The 14,395-nt window shown below is 37.7% G+C and carries 15 protein-coding genes and 4 pseudogenes; 3 read left to right on the forward strand and 16 right to left on the reverse strand.

What is annotated here, in order from left to right:
* Positions 1–29 precede the first annotated feature (29 nt).
* Positions 30–689, forward strand: a complete 660-nt coding sequence (locus tag SporoP32a_RS01575; RefSeq protein WP_085426310.1) for a hypothetical protein — start codon at positions 30–32, stop codon at positions 687–689.
* 64 nt (positions 690–753) lie between these two features.
* Here SporoP32a_RS01575 and SporoP32a_RS01580 read toward each other — a convergent pair whose 3' ends face one another.
* The 5 genes and pseudogenes from SporoP32a_RS01580 to SporoP32a_RS01600 form a co-directional block, all read right to left on the reverse strand.
* Positions 754–1,701 carry an alpha/beta hydrolase family protein gene (locus tag SporoP32a_RS01580; protein ID WP_085426311.1) on the reverse strand — a complete coding sequence of 316 codons (948 nt, stop codon included), beginning with the start codon at positions 1,699–1,701 and terminating at the stop codon, positions 754–756.
* Positions 1,702–1,782: 81 nt separating this feature from the next.
* Positions 1,783–2,202, reverse strand: a complete 420-nt coding sequence (locus SporoP32a_RS01585; protein ID WP_085426312.1) for a DUF1801 domain-containing protein — start codon at positions 2,200–2,202, stop codon at positions 1,783–1,785.
* An 83-nt stretch (positions 2,203–2,285) separates the two neighbouring features.
* Positions 2,286–2,711: a GyrI-like domain-containing protein gene (locus SporoP32a_RS01590; protein WP_085426313.1), complete on the reverse strand. Its 426-nt coding sequence runs from the start codon at positions 2,709–2,711 to the stop codon at positions 2,286–2,288.
* 233 nt (positions 2,712–2,944) lie between these two features.
* A pseudogene (locus SporoP32a_RS01595) lies at positions 2,945–3,355 on the reverse strand (SRPBCC family protein).
* Between the two features lie 140 nt (positions 3,356–3,495).
* Positions 3,496–3,788, reverse strand: a pseudogene (locus SporoP32a_RS01600) (VOC family protein).
* Positions 3,789–4,050: 262 nt separating this feature from the next.
* On the opposite strand from SporoP32a_RS01600, the gene SporoP32a_RS01605 reads away from it, so the two are divergent.
* Positions 4,051–4,479 (forward strand): HEAT repeat domain-containing protein, encoded by a 429-nt coding sequence (locus SporoP32a_RS01605; protein ID WP_085426314.1) that lies wholly within the window; start codon positions 4,051–4,053, stop codon positions 4,477–4,479.
* A 73-nt stretch (positions 4,480–4,552) separates the two neighbouring features.
* Here the strand turns inward: SporoP32a_RS01605 and SporoP32a_RS01610 are convergent, their stop codons facing one another.
* The 4 genes and pseudogenes from SporoP32a_RS01610 to SporoP32a_RS01625 form a co-directional block, all read right to left on the reverse strand.
* Positions 4,553–5,272, reverse strand: coding sequence for an endonuclease V (locus tag SporoP32a_RS01610; protein WP_420542304.1), 720 nt, complete (start codon positions 5,270–5,272; stop codon positions 4,553–4,555).
* Between the two features lie 112 nt (positions 5,273–5,384).
* Entirely contained in the window at positions 5,385–5,993 is a 609-nt protein-coding gene (locus SporoP32a_RS01615) for a CPBP family intramembrane glutamic endopeptidase (protein WP_085426315.1), read from the reverse strand.
* Positions 5,994–6,070: 77 nt separating this feature from the next.
* Complete coding sequence (locus tag SporoP32a_RS01620) at positions 6,071–6,388, reverse strand: hypothetical protein (RefSeq protein ID WP_085426316.1); 318 nt, start codon at positions 6,386–6,388, stop codon at positions 6,071–6,073.
* Between the two features lie 534 nt (positions 6,389–6,922).
* Positions 6,923–7,138: pseudogene (locus SporoP32a_RS01625) on the reverse strand (hypothetical protein); the annotation flags it as partial.
* A gap of 281 nt (positions 7,139–7,419) precedes the next feature.
* Here SporoP32a_RS01625 and SporoP32a_RS01630 point away from each other — a divergent pair.
* Positions 7,420–8,390 (forward strand): annotated as a pseudogene (locus tag SporoP32a_RS01630) (siderophore ABC transporter substrate-binding protein).
* A gap of 135 nt (positions 8,391–8,525) precedes the next feature.
* Here SporoP32a_RS01630 and SporoP32a_RS01635 read toward each other — a convergent pair.
* The 7 genes from SporoP32a_RS01635 to SporoP32a_RS01665 form a co-directional block, all read right to left on the reverse strand.
* Positions 8,526–8,828 (reverse strand): TIGR04104 family putative zinc finger protein, encoded by a 303-nt coding sequence (locus SporoP32a_RS01635; protein WP_085426317.1) that lies wholly within the window; start codon positions 8,826–8,828, stop codon positions 8,526–8,528.
* Between the two features lie 399 nt (positions 8,829–9,227).
* Entirely contained in the window at positions 9,228–9,623 is a 396-nt protein-coding gene (locus SporoP32a_RS01640) for a VOC family protein (protein WP_085426318.1), read from the reverse strand.
* Between the two features lie 81 nt (positions 9,624–9,704).
* A complete protein-coding gene (locus tag SporoP32a_RS16965) occupies positions 9,705–9,881 on the reverse strand; it encodes a hypothetical protein (RefSeq protein WP_198166203.1) in 177 nt (58 codons plus the stop codon).
* Between the two features lie 68 nt (positions 9,882–9,949).
* On the reverse strand, positions 9,950–10,210 hold the full coding sequence (locus SporoP32a_RS01645) for a hypothetical protein (protein ID WP_085426319.1): 261 nt from the start codon (positions 10,208–10,210) through the stop codon (positions 9,950–9,952).
* Positions 10,211–10,502: 292 nt separating this feature from the next.
* A complete protein-coding gene (locus tag SporoP32a_RS01650; RefSeq protein ID WP_157129915.1) occupies positions 10,503–10,697 on the reverse strand; it encodes a hypothetical protein in 195 nt (64 codons plus the stop codon).
* A gap of 427 nt (positions 10,698–11,124) precedes the next feature.
* Positions 11,125–13,344, reverse strand: coding sequence for a transglutaminase-like domain-containing protein (locus SporoP32a_RS01660; RefSeq protein WP_085426322.1), 2,220 nt, complete (start codon positions 13,342–13,344; stop codon positions 11,125–11,127).
* On the reverse strand, positions 13,341–14,387 hold the full coding sequence (locus tag SporoP32a_RS01665; RefSeq protein ID WP_085426323.1) for a DUF58 domain-containing protein: 1,047 nt from the start codon (positions 14,385–14,387) through the stop codon (positions 13,341–13,343). Before SporoP32a_RS01665 ends, SporoP32a_RS01660 begins: the two co-directional genes overlap by 4 nt.
* Positions 14,388–14,395: the final 8 nt, after the last annotated feature.

Genomic DNA, 14,395 nt, shown 5'->3' on the forward strand with positions numbered 1-14,395 from the left:
ACTATATTTTAGATGAGGCGGGATCATAGATGAAGCTATTAAACGTTCGTAAAGGTCAATTCGTTTATTATAAAAATAAATTACACAAAGTATATTCTATAAAAACGTTCCTTCAAAAGTCGGTTCACCTCATTCGGTTGGAAGATTATGAACAAGAATTGGCTACAGCGAAAAACATTGATTATTATAAACCAAGACATTTGGATAGTTTTGTTTTCCTTAAAAAACGTTATACACTTGATAAAAACGTCAAAGCTAAAGTCGGCGATTACATTTTAGTTATCAATCCAAAGCCTGATTTGCTCGATTTCCATCATCTTCATGCAATAGAACTCGTTTCATCGATTGAGAAAAATGGCATAGTTAGTAGTAAATCTAATGGCATTAAACATCATGAATATTGGGTGATGGTACCTGGGCTTATGGAAGGTGCAACGGATATTGACTTACAAAATCCAGCGGTAGATGTAGTGGATGAACACGTATTAAATGAGACAGAAGCCGAATTGCTGGAAACGCATATACCGAAAGTCGGGGATGTGTATCAAAAAAATGATAGTGTCCCTTTTAAAGCGATGATCATCGCAATAAAAGGGGAAAACGTCTTTTTAGGTGGCAATGTAGAAGTGGAAATGAGTGAGTTAATAGATAATGAAGAATGGAGTTATGTACCAAGTATATTGAACTAGTAATTTGAGATGACAATGGAATAGTTGCCTATTTCTAATGCACAACGTTACTAAACGTTGTGCATTAATTTGTAATAATGGATCTAGATACTGAATGAATCCAATCGGAAATATCCTGAATCACTTGTTGATCAATATGCTGTGCAACGTTATACTCTTTCTTTGCTTTTCGTATTTCACCATAAACAGATGGCATGAACGCATGATTCAAATTGGGATAAAGTTTATACTTAACCTTTGGATGATCTCCCAAAATTTCTTGATAACCGTTAAAATCATTATCCACTGAAACATGGAAGTCTTTCTCTCCTTGTAGAATGAACAAAGGCTTATTTAATGCAAGTAAATATTTAGCAGATGGATGTTCACCCATTTCTTTCAAATAGTACGCTCTAACATGTTTCCCCAAAACTTTAGTTGTTTTTGCTTCTTCATCGCTTAGATTATAGATGTTCTCAAGTTTTGCCGATAACGCTGCTATTTGTTTACTCGCAATTACTTTCAAAAATTTATTAAGTGAATGTAATACTTGATTATTTTGATCTATTAAGATTTCTTCCAATTTGCGTGGAGACCCAGCCATAATTACAATCCCAGCAAAGTTACCACCTTCTGCATCAACTCTTGGGGCCAACATTCCACCTAAACTATGACCAATAATGAATATTTGGTTTGGATCAATACGTGAGTCTTCTCGTAAAAAATTGGCGGCGAGAATTGCATCTTCGATCGTTTCTTCTTTTACAGATAGGGCACTATCTTTTTTCATTTCTTTGCCGTAGGTGAATGTTCTCTTATCATATCGTAGGACGGCAATTCCCTTTTTCGACAAACCATCAGCAAGATCCTTAAAAGGATAAATGTTTCCTACTTTTTCATCCATATTGCTTGGACCAGAGCCATGCACCAATACAACTCCAGGTATCAATTTATTCGATTCTTCAGGAAAGGCTAAAATTCCGTTTAGTGGATACTTCGTTTGGGCACCGATCACAATCATTTCATCCGTCATTCTGTTCCCTCCTTAAATGGTCAATCAATATACGATTTATAATAGTTTCGTATAGTATGCACCGCTGACATAACGTTATTCTTAACTTGGATAGGCTTCTTTCAGATAAATGACAGTTTGCTTAATTAATTCCACCAATACTTCTATATCAATATCGTCTACTTTGTTTATATACACACATGATTTTCCGGTTGTGTGTTTCCCGAAACGTTCCAATAACTCACTTCTATGTTTTTCCCCCGGAGTAACATATAAACTGATTTTAGCCTTTCGTGGTGAAAAGCCAACAATCAGTGCATCGCCTTCGTGTCCAGATTTATATTTGTAATGATATTTGCCAAATCCTATAATACTTGGTCCCCACATTTTAGCTTCATAACCTGTTGCATCTGTAAATATATCTAATAACCTAAATGCATCTTCGCGTTTTTTAGGTTGTTCTACGTTTTCAATAAATTCTATAACACTGCTGTCAGTTTCTGTAGTTTTTAATTTGTACATCATCTAAACTCCTTTAAATGCTAGATGTTAGTTACTCGTTTAAAGTTGAAGAAATTCTTTCCCTAACACCGTAACATTAAGTATTATTCAATGGCCATCAGAACTTCCAGTGTATAGGCTTCCGCCCCCAATGCATGAATATAACGTTCCAATCCAAAGCTTTCTCTAATCCGTATCCCAGGTTTATTTATCAGTTCTGAAAATACATAAGGTATACTCTCTATTCCGTCCAATACGTCTGCTACAATAAATTTGCCGTTTGGAATCACTATTTCTTGCAAGTCAGGTATCCCTATACAGTGCTCTTTTTTGATACCTGCTAAATAATGAATGAAACCATCCTCTATTGCTATGGTAATGCCAAAGGATTCATCAGCCAGTTTAACATTTGGATATTTCTGCAGTTCTTCGTTTAATCGATCCCACAACTTAGGAATCTCCGAAATAGGTCCTTTCATTTCAAAACCTTTCACTGTGAATGATTCCATATATATTATTCGTGTTTCCATTGACTTCACTTCCTACTCATTACTTAATTATGATCTTCTTCTGAAATTACAGTAAACGTTACAACTACTATTATTTTTTTCAACAAATGTTTATCTTGAATGAACTTATGATCCAGTACTTCTTAAGTTTAAAAACAGCACACTAATTGGTAAAGAGTATCCTTTAGTGAGCTGTTTAATATCTCTTATTTTATACTAATTGTGCCTGTAGACTTAGTTGCAGCTAAATGTAGTTATTGTTCCAACATTTTTTTGAGTTGCTCACCAAAATTCATCCAACTATATTTAGCTCCTTCCAGTGCTCCTTTTGTTGCTTTTGTTTGTTCACTGAAGCCGGTTTATTCAAAATGTACTCGTGTAGCAACTTCTGATTCTGCTTTTAATGTCCATGTAATTATAGTGGTTTCCCCTGCGCTTGCCCACTTGTAAGAGAGGATATAAGGCTCCTCTACTTCGAGCACCTCACCATCCACGATGCCATCCCACCATTCATTTGGCTCTGAACGAAATTGGAAGGCTTCTCCTATTACTGGCTTAAAATCATTTTTCCAAATCCATTTTTCCAATATATTTGAATCTGTTAATGCCTTCCACACTTGCTCAACTGAACTTGTCATTTGAAAATCTAATGATACGTCTGCCATTTTCTATTCCTCCAATATTCTCTTATAGACGATACGTCTTCCATACTCAAATTCTCGCAAATAACCATCTGAATTTTTAGTTTGAAGTTATCGGTAATTTCGTACAAAAGGTAAGTCTTACGCATCCGCTAACACTATTTTCAACCCATCGGTAAGTCCAGTTGCCAAGAAACACCAAACTGGTCATTTAGCCAACCAAACTTCTTACTGAATCCATAGTCCCCCAACGGCATAAGTGCTTGTCCATTCATCAATAACTTTTCATACAGTGGGTAAAGATTGCGTGCATCACTGTACCTTCTTCTCCCGCTTCATTTTCTCCATAATGAATTATACTTGTAATACCCGAGTCTTCAATAAGTGAACAATAATAATTCATTGCTTCTTCTGCGTTGCCTTCTTGAAACATTAAGAATGGCGTCACTTTTTTCATAGGTAATCATTCCTTTCCTGTTACGTCAAATGAGTTATTATTGCTATCCAAATTTTTATAACCTAACTAGTATATTACCCAATATACCATTAAGTAATACGAACATTCTATGTGGAATTCATTTTCAACTTTTGTTGCAAATGAACCACTTTCTCTATATACCTGTACTAGTGATTCATCGCTATTTTTGTCTTTACAACGTATAATGAGGTAACAGAAGAAGATTTATTTATTCTTTAGTTTAAAAAAGAGGTGCAATGACTTGAAACAATTTGAAACAACATTACCTGAGCAGTATGAAGCATTAAAAAAACAGGCCAATTATACGTCTAGCTGGCGAGATCGTTTGGAAGCAGTCAAAACGTTATCGGATTATAAACATGACAAAGTCATAGATTTATTAAAAAACCGCATGCAGCATGACACTGTCCACGAGGTGCAAGTAGCAGCGTATGAAGCACTAGCAGCGTTTGGTGAGGATGTAGAGAAGCCAGCGCCTGCACGTTTTGACATTATCAAAAACACAGACAAGATCTTCTTGCGCGTGAAAAAAAGCTTGCCGAAAGATCATACCGTGGCAGACTTTGCGGATAAACTAAAACGTATGCGTGTAGATGTCTTTGATGCATATGAAGGCAACAAAGGTGCAGAATTTATGAACTGGTTAGAGCAACGTTGGGCGAAGCTGTAATATGAAAGAAAGCCATTTTCTCAGCAGAGAAAATGGCTTTCTTTATTTCACATTTACATTAAAATCATCCACTTCAAAATTCCTTCACCCGTAGCAGCCTTCTATTTCTCTTTGTCGCCAAATCTGCCAGTCTAACCGGGATAGGTGTTCGACTTTCATTATTGATTAATTCCATAGTAATAGAAGTTGCGGTCGGTAAGTCTATATAGTTCCCACATGAAACAAATATCGGTTTTACATTTCGATGCGTTCGTAAAGCTCTGCCGTAGATCTCTTTGTGTATACGTATATCTTCATAAGAACCCGCCTCGTTTTCAGGCATTTTAAATTCGGCATACGCTATTTTCAAGTAACTTTTGGCAATGCCGATAGTTGGTTTATCCAGAAAGAAAGAAGCATGCGTTGCGATTCCCATATGCCTCGGATGTAAATAGCCATTGCCATCAAACATAAATAGATCTGGCGTGTGCGTAAGCTTTTTGGCCGCTTCAATAACTAAAGGAAGTTCCCGAAATGCCAAATAGCCGGGAATATAAGGAACGGTGATCATTCCTTTGCTCGTTGTTTCCTCAATAACTGCCTTTGTAGCATAGTCAATGACGACGATGCTGCAAACACCCCATTCCATCCCATCATCTTCCCAGTAAGCTACGTCCACCCCTGCAATGAGATGCATAGCAGAAGCACTCGTACTGTTTACCAAACGTATCTTTTCGTTTAAACCGCTTTGAATGGCATTCCATTTCTTATGGTCGTTCGAAAACGGATGAACATCCTGTATATCTATTTTCATTCCTCCTAGATGACTGCATTACTTCTTTCTATCGAGAAATCAGCTAACCTACTTTTAACCATAATATGTTCGGTATGAACGATATATATACTCTTCCCCGCTACTAGTGAAATCATTTCTTGAAATTTATTAATTTATATTTGAATAATATAGTCATCCCAACATTCATGATGAAATGAACAAAAATCGGCACTAGCAGATTGTTCGTTTCAAAGTAAATCCAACCAAAAACTAAGCTTGGGATGCAAATATTCAGTAACATAATAGGCTTTTTAAAGTATTGGGTATGTATGAGCAAAAACAAACCAGTCGTTAATAAAATAGCACCCCATTCGTGGGATATATAAAGGAAAAGTACGTTTTGAATGATGCCCCTAAAGAATGTCTCTTCAAATACTGCGGCAATGAACATAAACAGGAAAATCCTTGGCAGTGAATCGTCTTGATAGGAATTATTGTTATCATCGATAAAATTAAATGGAATCGTAAAAGTCAGAACGACTCCGTATATGACTAAAGCAATGGATGACACAGCTACAATCATGATAGATTCCATTGGTTGATCAAATGAAAGTAGATTTTGTATGGTGAGAATGTCGTAAACTAACAAGGCAAATAGGATAGCTATACAAATAAACGTAAATGAAGTAAATACGATAATCATATCTTTAGTTTTGGATTCTTGTGTTCTTTTTTCAAACCCATTGTGAACTTGATCCATTTAAATGACTTCCTCTCTCGATGACGTTGTTCAAGTTGAAATACTATCTGGTGATTCTTAAACTTTCTAAAATCCCCTCATTTTCTAGGGAGCGTTCCATTCGTTATCTTATTCATCATTTTATCCGACAAAGTTCCAATGCTGATCAGAACAAGGAAAACAATAATGAGGAAAACGAGAGATTGCAAGAAGATATTCGAAAACTGTCCCGCCATCCAATTTCCACCGTAATAAATCAGAGACGTTATAGCTAGTACCGTAAAGACAAAATTAATGGCCACACCTATACGTTGGCTTGTATGTAGCTTTTTAATCTCTCTCCAAGTTTCTTTGTCTTTTATGAAATTCCGTATCACTAGTAGTACTAATAATGAAATTAAAACATAATCGTTCACGTTCACCCTCCTCTATTAACGTACAAGATCATGCACTATTTTTGAATGAAGTGTAATATTATATCACTTATGTAGGTTTCCAAGAATACTGCCAAGATAATGAGCGGCCCTATTAGCGTCACGTAAATTTTTATTATTTGCCTTTTATTTATTAACTTAAAAATGTGTAACGCCTCTTCTTTACAAATGCCTTTAAAGTTGAAGCTTTACGGAAAAACCAACGTCTACTTGTCTATCTACGAGAACCAGGATTTCCACCATACGATCATTCGAACGTACAGATGCTACTACTTTTCACTCCTCAATAAAGTACGGACTCAAGTATGCGATTCCTAGACTAACGCCGAGCGCTACTGAAAAAGCAGTTAATACGTTGAGATTATCTTTAAAAATAATATTACTTAGTATACAAAGAACAAAAAGAATCAAAAAGTATTTCAAAAATTTAGTATGACGTTTTCTCAAATTCTTGACTCCCCATTCACCTTGTCTAGCGTTATTAAAATATTCTTCCGTTCGTAGAAGGTATGACCCAACTTTATATCGGTCCTCTGGTGTGTTTTCTGTAATCACCTTGAATTCTTCTATCGCAGCAAGCCTAAAAGCTAATGCATACGCTATTTTATAATCACACGTGTCATAGCCATCATACAATCTGGCATACATTTCATTTGCTATTGAATCGGCCCAAACATCCGCTTCGAACAAGCTATCAAATATAATATCCTCAGTTTTCCACCTATCCGTCATCTTTTAACCTCCTATTATTGAGTTCGATTCATTAGAAATTTTTAAAAGCTACTATCCCTTTTCCTTCCACTTGAAAATGATAGTCATTATCACTTGTTTATTGTATACTAAAAACAATCTTCCTCTACTTGATTTCTTGTAGGGATCAGCTTTATTATACAAAGAAAGGACGAGTTAATAAAACATATATACATACTTTGCAACATGCAAATGGTTTTCTATCCGTATTTCCATGTAAGGTAGAGTCATTCGTAAATTCATCAAAAGTGAGGTTAATTATCGTGAAAAAATGGTCATTATTTGTATTCATATTTGCCTGTATGCTTGTGATCTCCGCATGCGGATCGAAAGAAACGGATACACAAACAGACAAATCGTCTAGCACTACTCAAGAAGGCACGGAATCGACTGAAATCAAGATTAAGCATGAACTTGATGATCAAGAAGTAGTTTTGAATAAAGTTCCAGAAAAGTTGTAGTATTGGATTTTGGTGTTTTAGATACTTTGGATTCATTAGGCATTGAAGTTGCAGGTGTTCCACAAAATGCGGTACCTGAGTATCTAAAAAAATACGCTGGATCTGAGTATACGAATGTCGGAAGTTTAGTGGAACCGGATTTTGAAGCAATTGATGGAATGAAACCAGACCTTATTATAATCGGAGATCGTCAAGCTGAAATGTATGACGAATTCAAAAGTATTGCCCCAACTGTTTATATGAGTGTCGACTTCACGAACTATATCGATTCCTTTACAAATAATATGGAAACGATTGCGAGTATATTTAATGAAAAAGAACAAATCGACATAGAACTAGCTGAAATAAAAGAAAAAGTCGAGGCTGTTCAAGAGAAAACGATAGATCTAGATGCGAAAACGTTAATTGTCATGGTCAATGAAGGTAAAATAAGTGCCTACGGGCCGGGTTCTCGTTACGGTGGATTCATCCATGATGTCGCTGGATATAAACCGGTAGATGAAAACATTGAAAAAGCGAAATTTGGTCAATCCATTAACTTTGAATATATAACGGACAAAAATCCAGACATTATCTTTGTGGTTGACCGTAGTGCAGTGCTAAATACCGCGCATGATAGCACGAAGGAAATATTTGAAAATGAGCTTGTGAAAAGAACAACTGCGTACAAGAATGACCATATTATTTATCTGGACACAGAAGCATGGTTTTATGGCGGCGGATTGCAATCATCGAAAGTGATGGTTGAAGATACAAGTGCGTATTGGAATTAACAAGATTCACATCTTGTTGTTTATAGCCTAAAGAAAAACTATCTAAAGCTGTCGGAGTCTCTCCGTTTGCATTAGATGGTTTTTTTCTGTGTAATCAAGTGAATAGCGCTTGCCCTTGGCGCTATACTCATCTCACTACTCCCCTATGTACGTCTCTTGGCTACTTAACTTCACTATAAATGGATACAGAATCAGAACCAAAATAAATAAAATAGGAAATAAGCTGAATATTATAGTCCCCGGAATGTCAAAAAACAATTGAATAACTAATGGCAATAAAACAATCAAAGTTAATATACCCATTTTCCCCTTAGATTTTTGCGTTTGATACTGTGTTTTATCGCAGTGAGGGCAAGTCATGGTAGGGTTCAATGTGGAAGTCTTTTTTATTGTTTGTATCCAACTCCATTTATTATGACAAATTTGGCATGTTGGCATATAAATCACTCCTATATCTCTTTTGTCTGGCCTTTTAACGGCATGGAATATCTAAAGCCATACCCACTACCCCCGTGCTGAATTCCTTTTTTTAATTAATAAATCCGAAACTACAAATGATATTATGGGAACTAATGGCAACAAAATTATCCAATTTCTGAAGCTGATATAAAGTAAGGGCGCAATAAAAGTAATTGTACCAAAAAATATAGTTAATCTGGACTTACTCTTTAGCCCGAGAAAAAGAAGAATAAGTGATATGAAAATCATTAATCCACCGAAAATATTTAACACAACATTCACCCTTTCACTTGTTAATAACCTAGAGCGTCTGCAACAATCTAGCTCGTTTAAAGCACAACATGTCATGTTTCGTTATTGCCCCCTATTCTTGAACTATTAAGGGGCTACAAGCTCCACTTTTATTCTGTCTGGGTCTTCAAAATAAACAGCATAATAGTCCTTTCCACCAGCGAATGGATGCTTCTTTGTATAAAGTATAGAAATCCCCTTACTTTTCAATTTCTCTGTTATGTCATCGACGTGTTGACGTGAAGCAGCGTGAAATGCTAAATGATTTAATCCCACTCTAGATCTATGATAGGGGACGTCAAGGAAACGTTCTTCTGTTTGAACAAAAACTAGATAAGTATCATCTAATTTCCAACTTTGTCCGCTTTTCCACTCTTGAAAGGAGCTGTATCCTAATTCCTCAAGAAACCAACCCCAAAAATTGATTGTTCTTTTCAAATCCGAAACATATATCTCAACGTGATGAAGTAATCCTTTCGACAATAAATAACGCCCCTTTATTTATTCAATTGGTCCCATTTAGGCACAGTTCTTGTTCTGTTATCGCCCCGATTGTAGTAATCGCTATTTTTTCTTAATGGACTCTCGACTCATTAAATAATAAGCAGTGCCAGCTATAAATAACCCTGTACTAAGCCACATCGCTATACCGTTCCATTCGGCATTAAACAATGTGATATTTGTTAGGTTCACAAAATATATGGCAATTAAAATAACGTATAATCCCATTATTTCTTTCATTTTCACACCCCCACAAAATGGTCTATTCCTGAAATAGGTGCAGATCTCTAATACAAGAATTGCGCCCTTTAGCGTAATAAGTAAATGTAAATTATAAATAGCAAAGAAATCGCTATGATAGATTTAATCCATAATATTTTTTTACCTATACCAGCTTTCCCTTCAAGATAATTTAAGTAAATCATTGTTAAAGGAAAACCTAACAATGCAAATGAAGAATCCCCACCAACGGCTTCAACATATTTGATTAATCCTACTACAATGATGAGAAGTCCTAGTGTACCAATGGACATATTAAAATATAAAGTGCCCCTATCGTTTTCCTCCAATTTTTCTCCTCCCAGTTGTATATATCTATATTTACTTATTCTCACTTCTAAAAACTAATCGTTGTTAAACTAAATGGTCCGATTGCTTAAGAGGTGTAAGTCTTTGATCGAGAGTTGCCCCGATCGAAGAAAAAACTGTTTTATTCCATTTATGCATTTCGTCTAGAAACTAGATATATGAAAATTGTTATGAGAACAAAGTTTTGCATAGCTGACACTCTAATCCCAATAAAGGTCTCTTCACTGTTTGCGACAGAGACGTAATTATATCCATTACTTGAATAACAAACCGTCATTTAATAGCTTTCTTAAACTCTACTAGCCCTAAAATCAACATCGCTGTAGCTAAAGTATTTATTAGTAATATTAACCACCGATTTATTTTTCCTTTGTACAAATCCTCGATCATCGGATCTGTTTGCTTGGCAATGTTCGCCCAGTTGACGCCTTTATTTATGGAACTACCAAAGTGGTTCATCTTTTCCACTTAATTTGATTTTCGAAATTAAAAACGGAACAAATAGTAGACTTAACCATCCCAAAGTTAATAATTTCTGCGATTCAGCTGAGATGTATTGTCTGTCACCACAATTGGGGCAGTCTTTTCCCTTCTTTAAAAATCCAAGTGCGATTATGTCTAATACATTCCACTTGTTGTTACAGTTAGTGCAACGTGGCATGACGATCCCCTCCTATCCTTCTTTAACCAACACCCATGTTCTTAATGAAAAACTAACTTCCAGTAAGAACATGGACCACTCTAGTATTCTTACGTTTATATAGTAGAGTAGGTTTCACTTTTTTGACGGTTTCGAATTCATAGAACTATGTCCCGGCCTTCTTCCTATTGTTACTGCTCTATCTATTTAAAAAAGAAAACACCGCAATATGCGATGCTTTCTTCTACTTCCTATTTATTGATGATGCAAAACAAATCGCAATTTCTTCAACCCTTTTTTCGATCTCTTCACCGCCACATAAACTTGCGCAAATAACTTCTCTACCTTTGCGCGTTCTTCATTGGTCACACTATGCGGACTATATTTGGCTTTTTGATAAATTTTCAAACTGTCTTCTGTGTCTTGTCTTAGTTGCGGATCAATTCCCCCAACTGCGTCAGGTATTGTTTTAAATGAAGGTAGTTTCGCAACAACTTGTTCTTTTTCTAACATTTGCACCATTAGCTGGACATGGTTCACAACAGCTACTCGATGATCTTTCACTTGGAGTTTGTGCTGACGTTTTCTCTTTCTTAAGACGTACCATACAAACAGGATGAATAGAATCACAACGATGATCATATTCAACCAGAACCACAACACCGTGTTTGGATTCACTTGCTTTGCATCTTCTGGTTTGTCCTGATCTTGCTGCACTTCCGTCGTATCATTCGGTTCAGGTTCAGCTGCACCTCCGCCAGTGACATCCGGTGAATCAGCGCCCGAAGCTGGATAGTCTTTTTTATTGATTTCTGGCATTTTCTCAGCATACCCCGGTGTCACTTCAATCGGCACCCAGCCGACCATATCGACGTAGATTTCTGTCCACGCATGAGCGTTTTTCTCGCTGATGTTGATTTCACTGAATGACTGAAGATCTTTCACGTCATCCAGCCCAACGATATAGCCTTCCGCATAACGCGCAGGTGTGCCGAGCATTCTGAATGCTAATGTCGCGACCGTCGCATAGTGAACGGAGTAGCCTTCTTTTGACTCTTCCAATATGCCCGTCACAAAATCCTGATCTTGTATCGGTTCGGCATGTTCGTTATAACTCATCGACTGTGCTAAGAAACGTTCCACTTCTTGAATCGTTTGTTCATATGGTAAACGTCTTTCTAAATCGAGTACGTTCTCGTCTAAATGGTTACGCAACACATTCAAGCTATCTTGCGGCACAGTAAGATATTCATTGTAGACATATTGATTGTAATGACTTTCACGACGTAAATAGTCAGTGTTTTTTGTTGCATATAACGCATTAGCGATTTGTGGATAATCGGTGTAGGGCGTTAACATATAGTTCATTTCTACTGTGCGTCTGCCGAAGATCCCTGTCGCATGCAGCGCGTCTGCTTGTTTCGTACGGATGAGGTTTGTATCGATCCCTGCCAATTCATACGGTGCATACATATATCGACTTGATGCACCGACATTTTGAATGATGAGTTTCGCTTCTTCGTACTTCTCTGGCAAACTACTTTTTGCAGCCAAGCTCAACTGTTTCGCTCCGGTGAAATCTTCTTTCTCTAGCGCTTCAAGCAACGACTTCTCTTTCCTATATGCGTCGCCCTCGATTTCCTTCCAGCCGACCGGTGTGTAAGTCGAACCGACGAATCCTTTCAAATACAGTGGACTCGGATTTTCCATCACGACTTTTAACACGGTATGGTCGTCCGGTGTAAACGTGGAAAGCCGATTGAAGTTGCCGCCTGTCAGCACAGGTGCCCCGCCTTTAAAATAGCGTACTTTCTCCCCTTGATAACGTACAGTGTCTTCCCATTTTGAACTGCTCGTAAATTCTCCATTCCCATTCTGATTGATTGCCGTATAAGCAAACATCAGCACGACCAATGAAATAGGTAAGATCGCCATCCGTTTCCACCAACGCAATGAAAGTTGGTTCATATACAGCAGTGTCAAAATCAACACTGCGAAAAACAAAATGTCCAGGATCAATGATGGAGACGTGCTTAAAAGTACTTGAATCGACCAAATCACAAGTGCAAGCGTCACGACGATCCAACGTTTTTGATTGACAATGGCGTAATAAATGGCACTACCGCCCAATAAAGCGATTTGACCGAGGATCATACCGTTCAGCCAGGAGTCTGTTTCATTTACAGACAGTACATCCATATAGATATGATTGTATTCTGCAAGTGTAACGAACAACGCGTTGATCGTCCGCTTCACGTCATCCACGTACTTCGATAGGAAGATTAAACTGAAGACGACACTTGCGATTAATACGGCGTCGCCACCACGTTGTGTCCACTGAATGCGCGCGACCATCCACAGCAACACGAGCACCAGTGCAGGTCCGATATGAATTTCTGGAAACAACATCGCACGGATCACAAGGAAGGCCGCCACTAGCACACTATACGCTACTACTCCATTGAGCCATTTCATACAGCGGATCCCTCCTTATTCTCCGAGATCACGATCGTTTGATATTCTGTGCTGCGCGCATTATTTGTTGTCAACACGATACAGTTTGGATACGTTCTTCTCAACGTTTTCCATTGTTCATCCGACATCGATAACGCGGATGCACTTTTTGTTAGTACTTCTTTTATCGCCAGTGCGGCTTCGCGTTCATTTTTAATCGTCAACTGCTCACTTGTTGTGTGATCTACTAGAAGCTGGACTTCATGATGGCCTGCGACATAGGAATACAACAACGCGGAAAACGTTTCGATGAATTCATTATAGAGTGCGACGCGATTTGTAAACGACGTGAAATCAACTGTCATCATTACCGCATCCCCTATGAGCGTTTCATGCTGTTTGACGAATAGCTCATCCACTTTACTCGACAACTTCCAATGAATTTGTTTGACCGAGTCGCCTGGTTTATACACCGATACTTCCGCAAGCTCTTCGCCATCGATTTTCTTCATCGGAATCGCACCTGGCGTTTGCAGCACATGCTGATTCTGCTCGATGCGTTGAAGCTTCAAGAAATACGGATTCGGCATGATCAACATCGCGGACTGCGTATCGATCTTCTGCACTGAACGGAAGAACGCGAAACCGTCTTTGATGGTCAACTGTTTCATTCTTATCGTCACTTGCCCCATATATTTTTGCGGCAGAATGAATGCAAATTCTTCAGCACTCTTCGCGGGGATGGATAAGATGTGCTCGTGAGTTTCTTGTCTGCCTGTGAATACGTGCTCGATGACGAGTTGGATATGTAGTTGTGTGACGGGTAATCGACTCGTGTTTTCTACGCGTAGTTGATAGCCCATCTGATCATTCTTATATAGTTCATTCGTTGCTATGATCTCGCAATGTAATTTTCCTTTTACGAGGTAAACACTTAACACGAGCCACAGCCAAACAATGAATGATCCGACTGCGAACAGTAGCGCGAAATGCGTCGTCGTAAAGATGAAAAATGCGAGCGTGAACAGCAGCCAGACGACGCTGATCAGTAATGTAAACAGCATACGATCAG

The sequence above is a fragment of the Sporosarcina ureae genome (genome assembly GCF_002109325.1).
GTDB classification, from domain to species: Bacteria; Bacillota; Bacilli; order Bacillales_A; family Planococcaceae; genus Sporosarcina; species Sporosarcina ureae_C.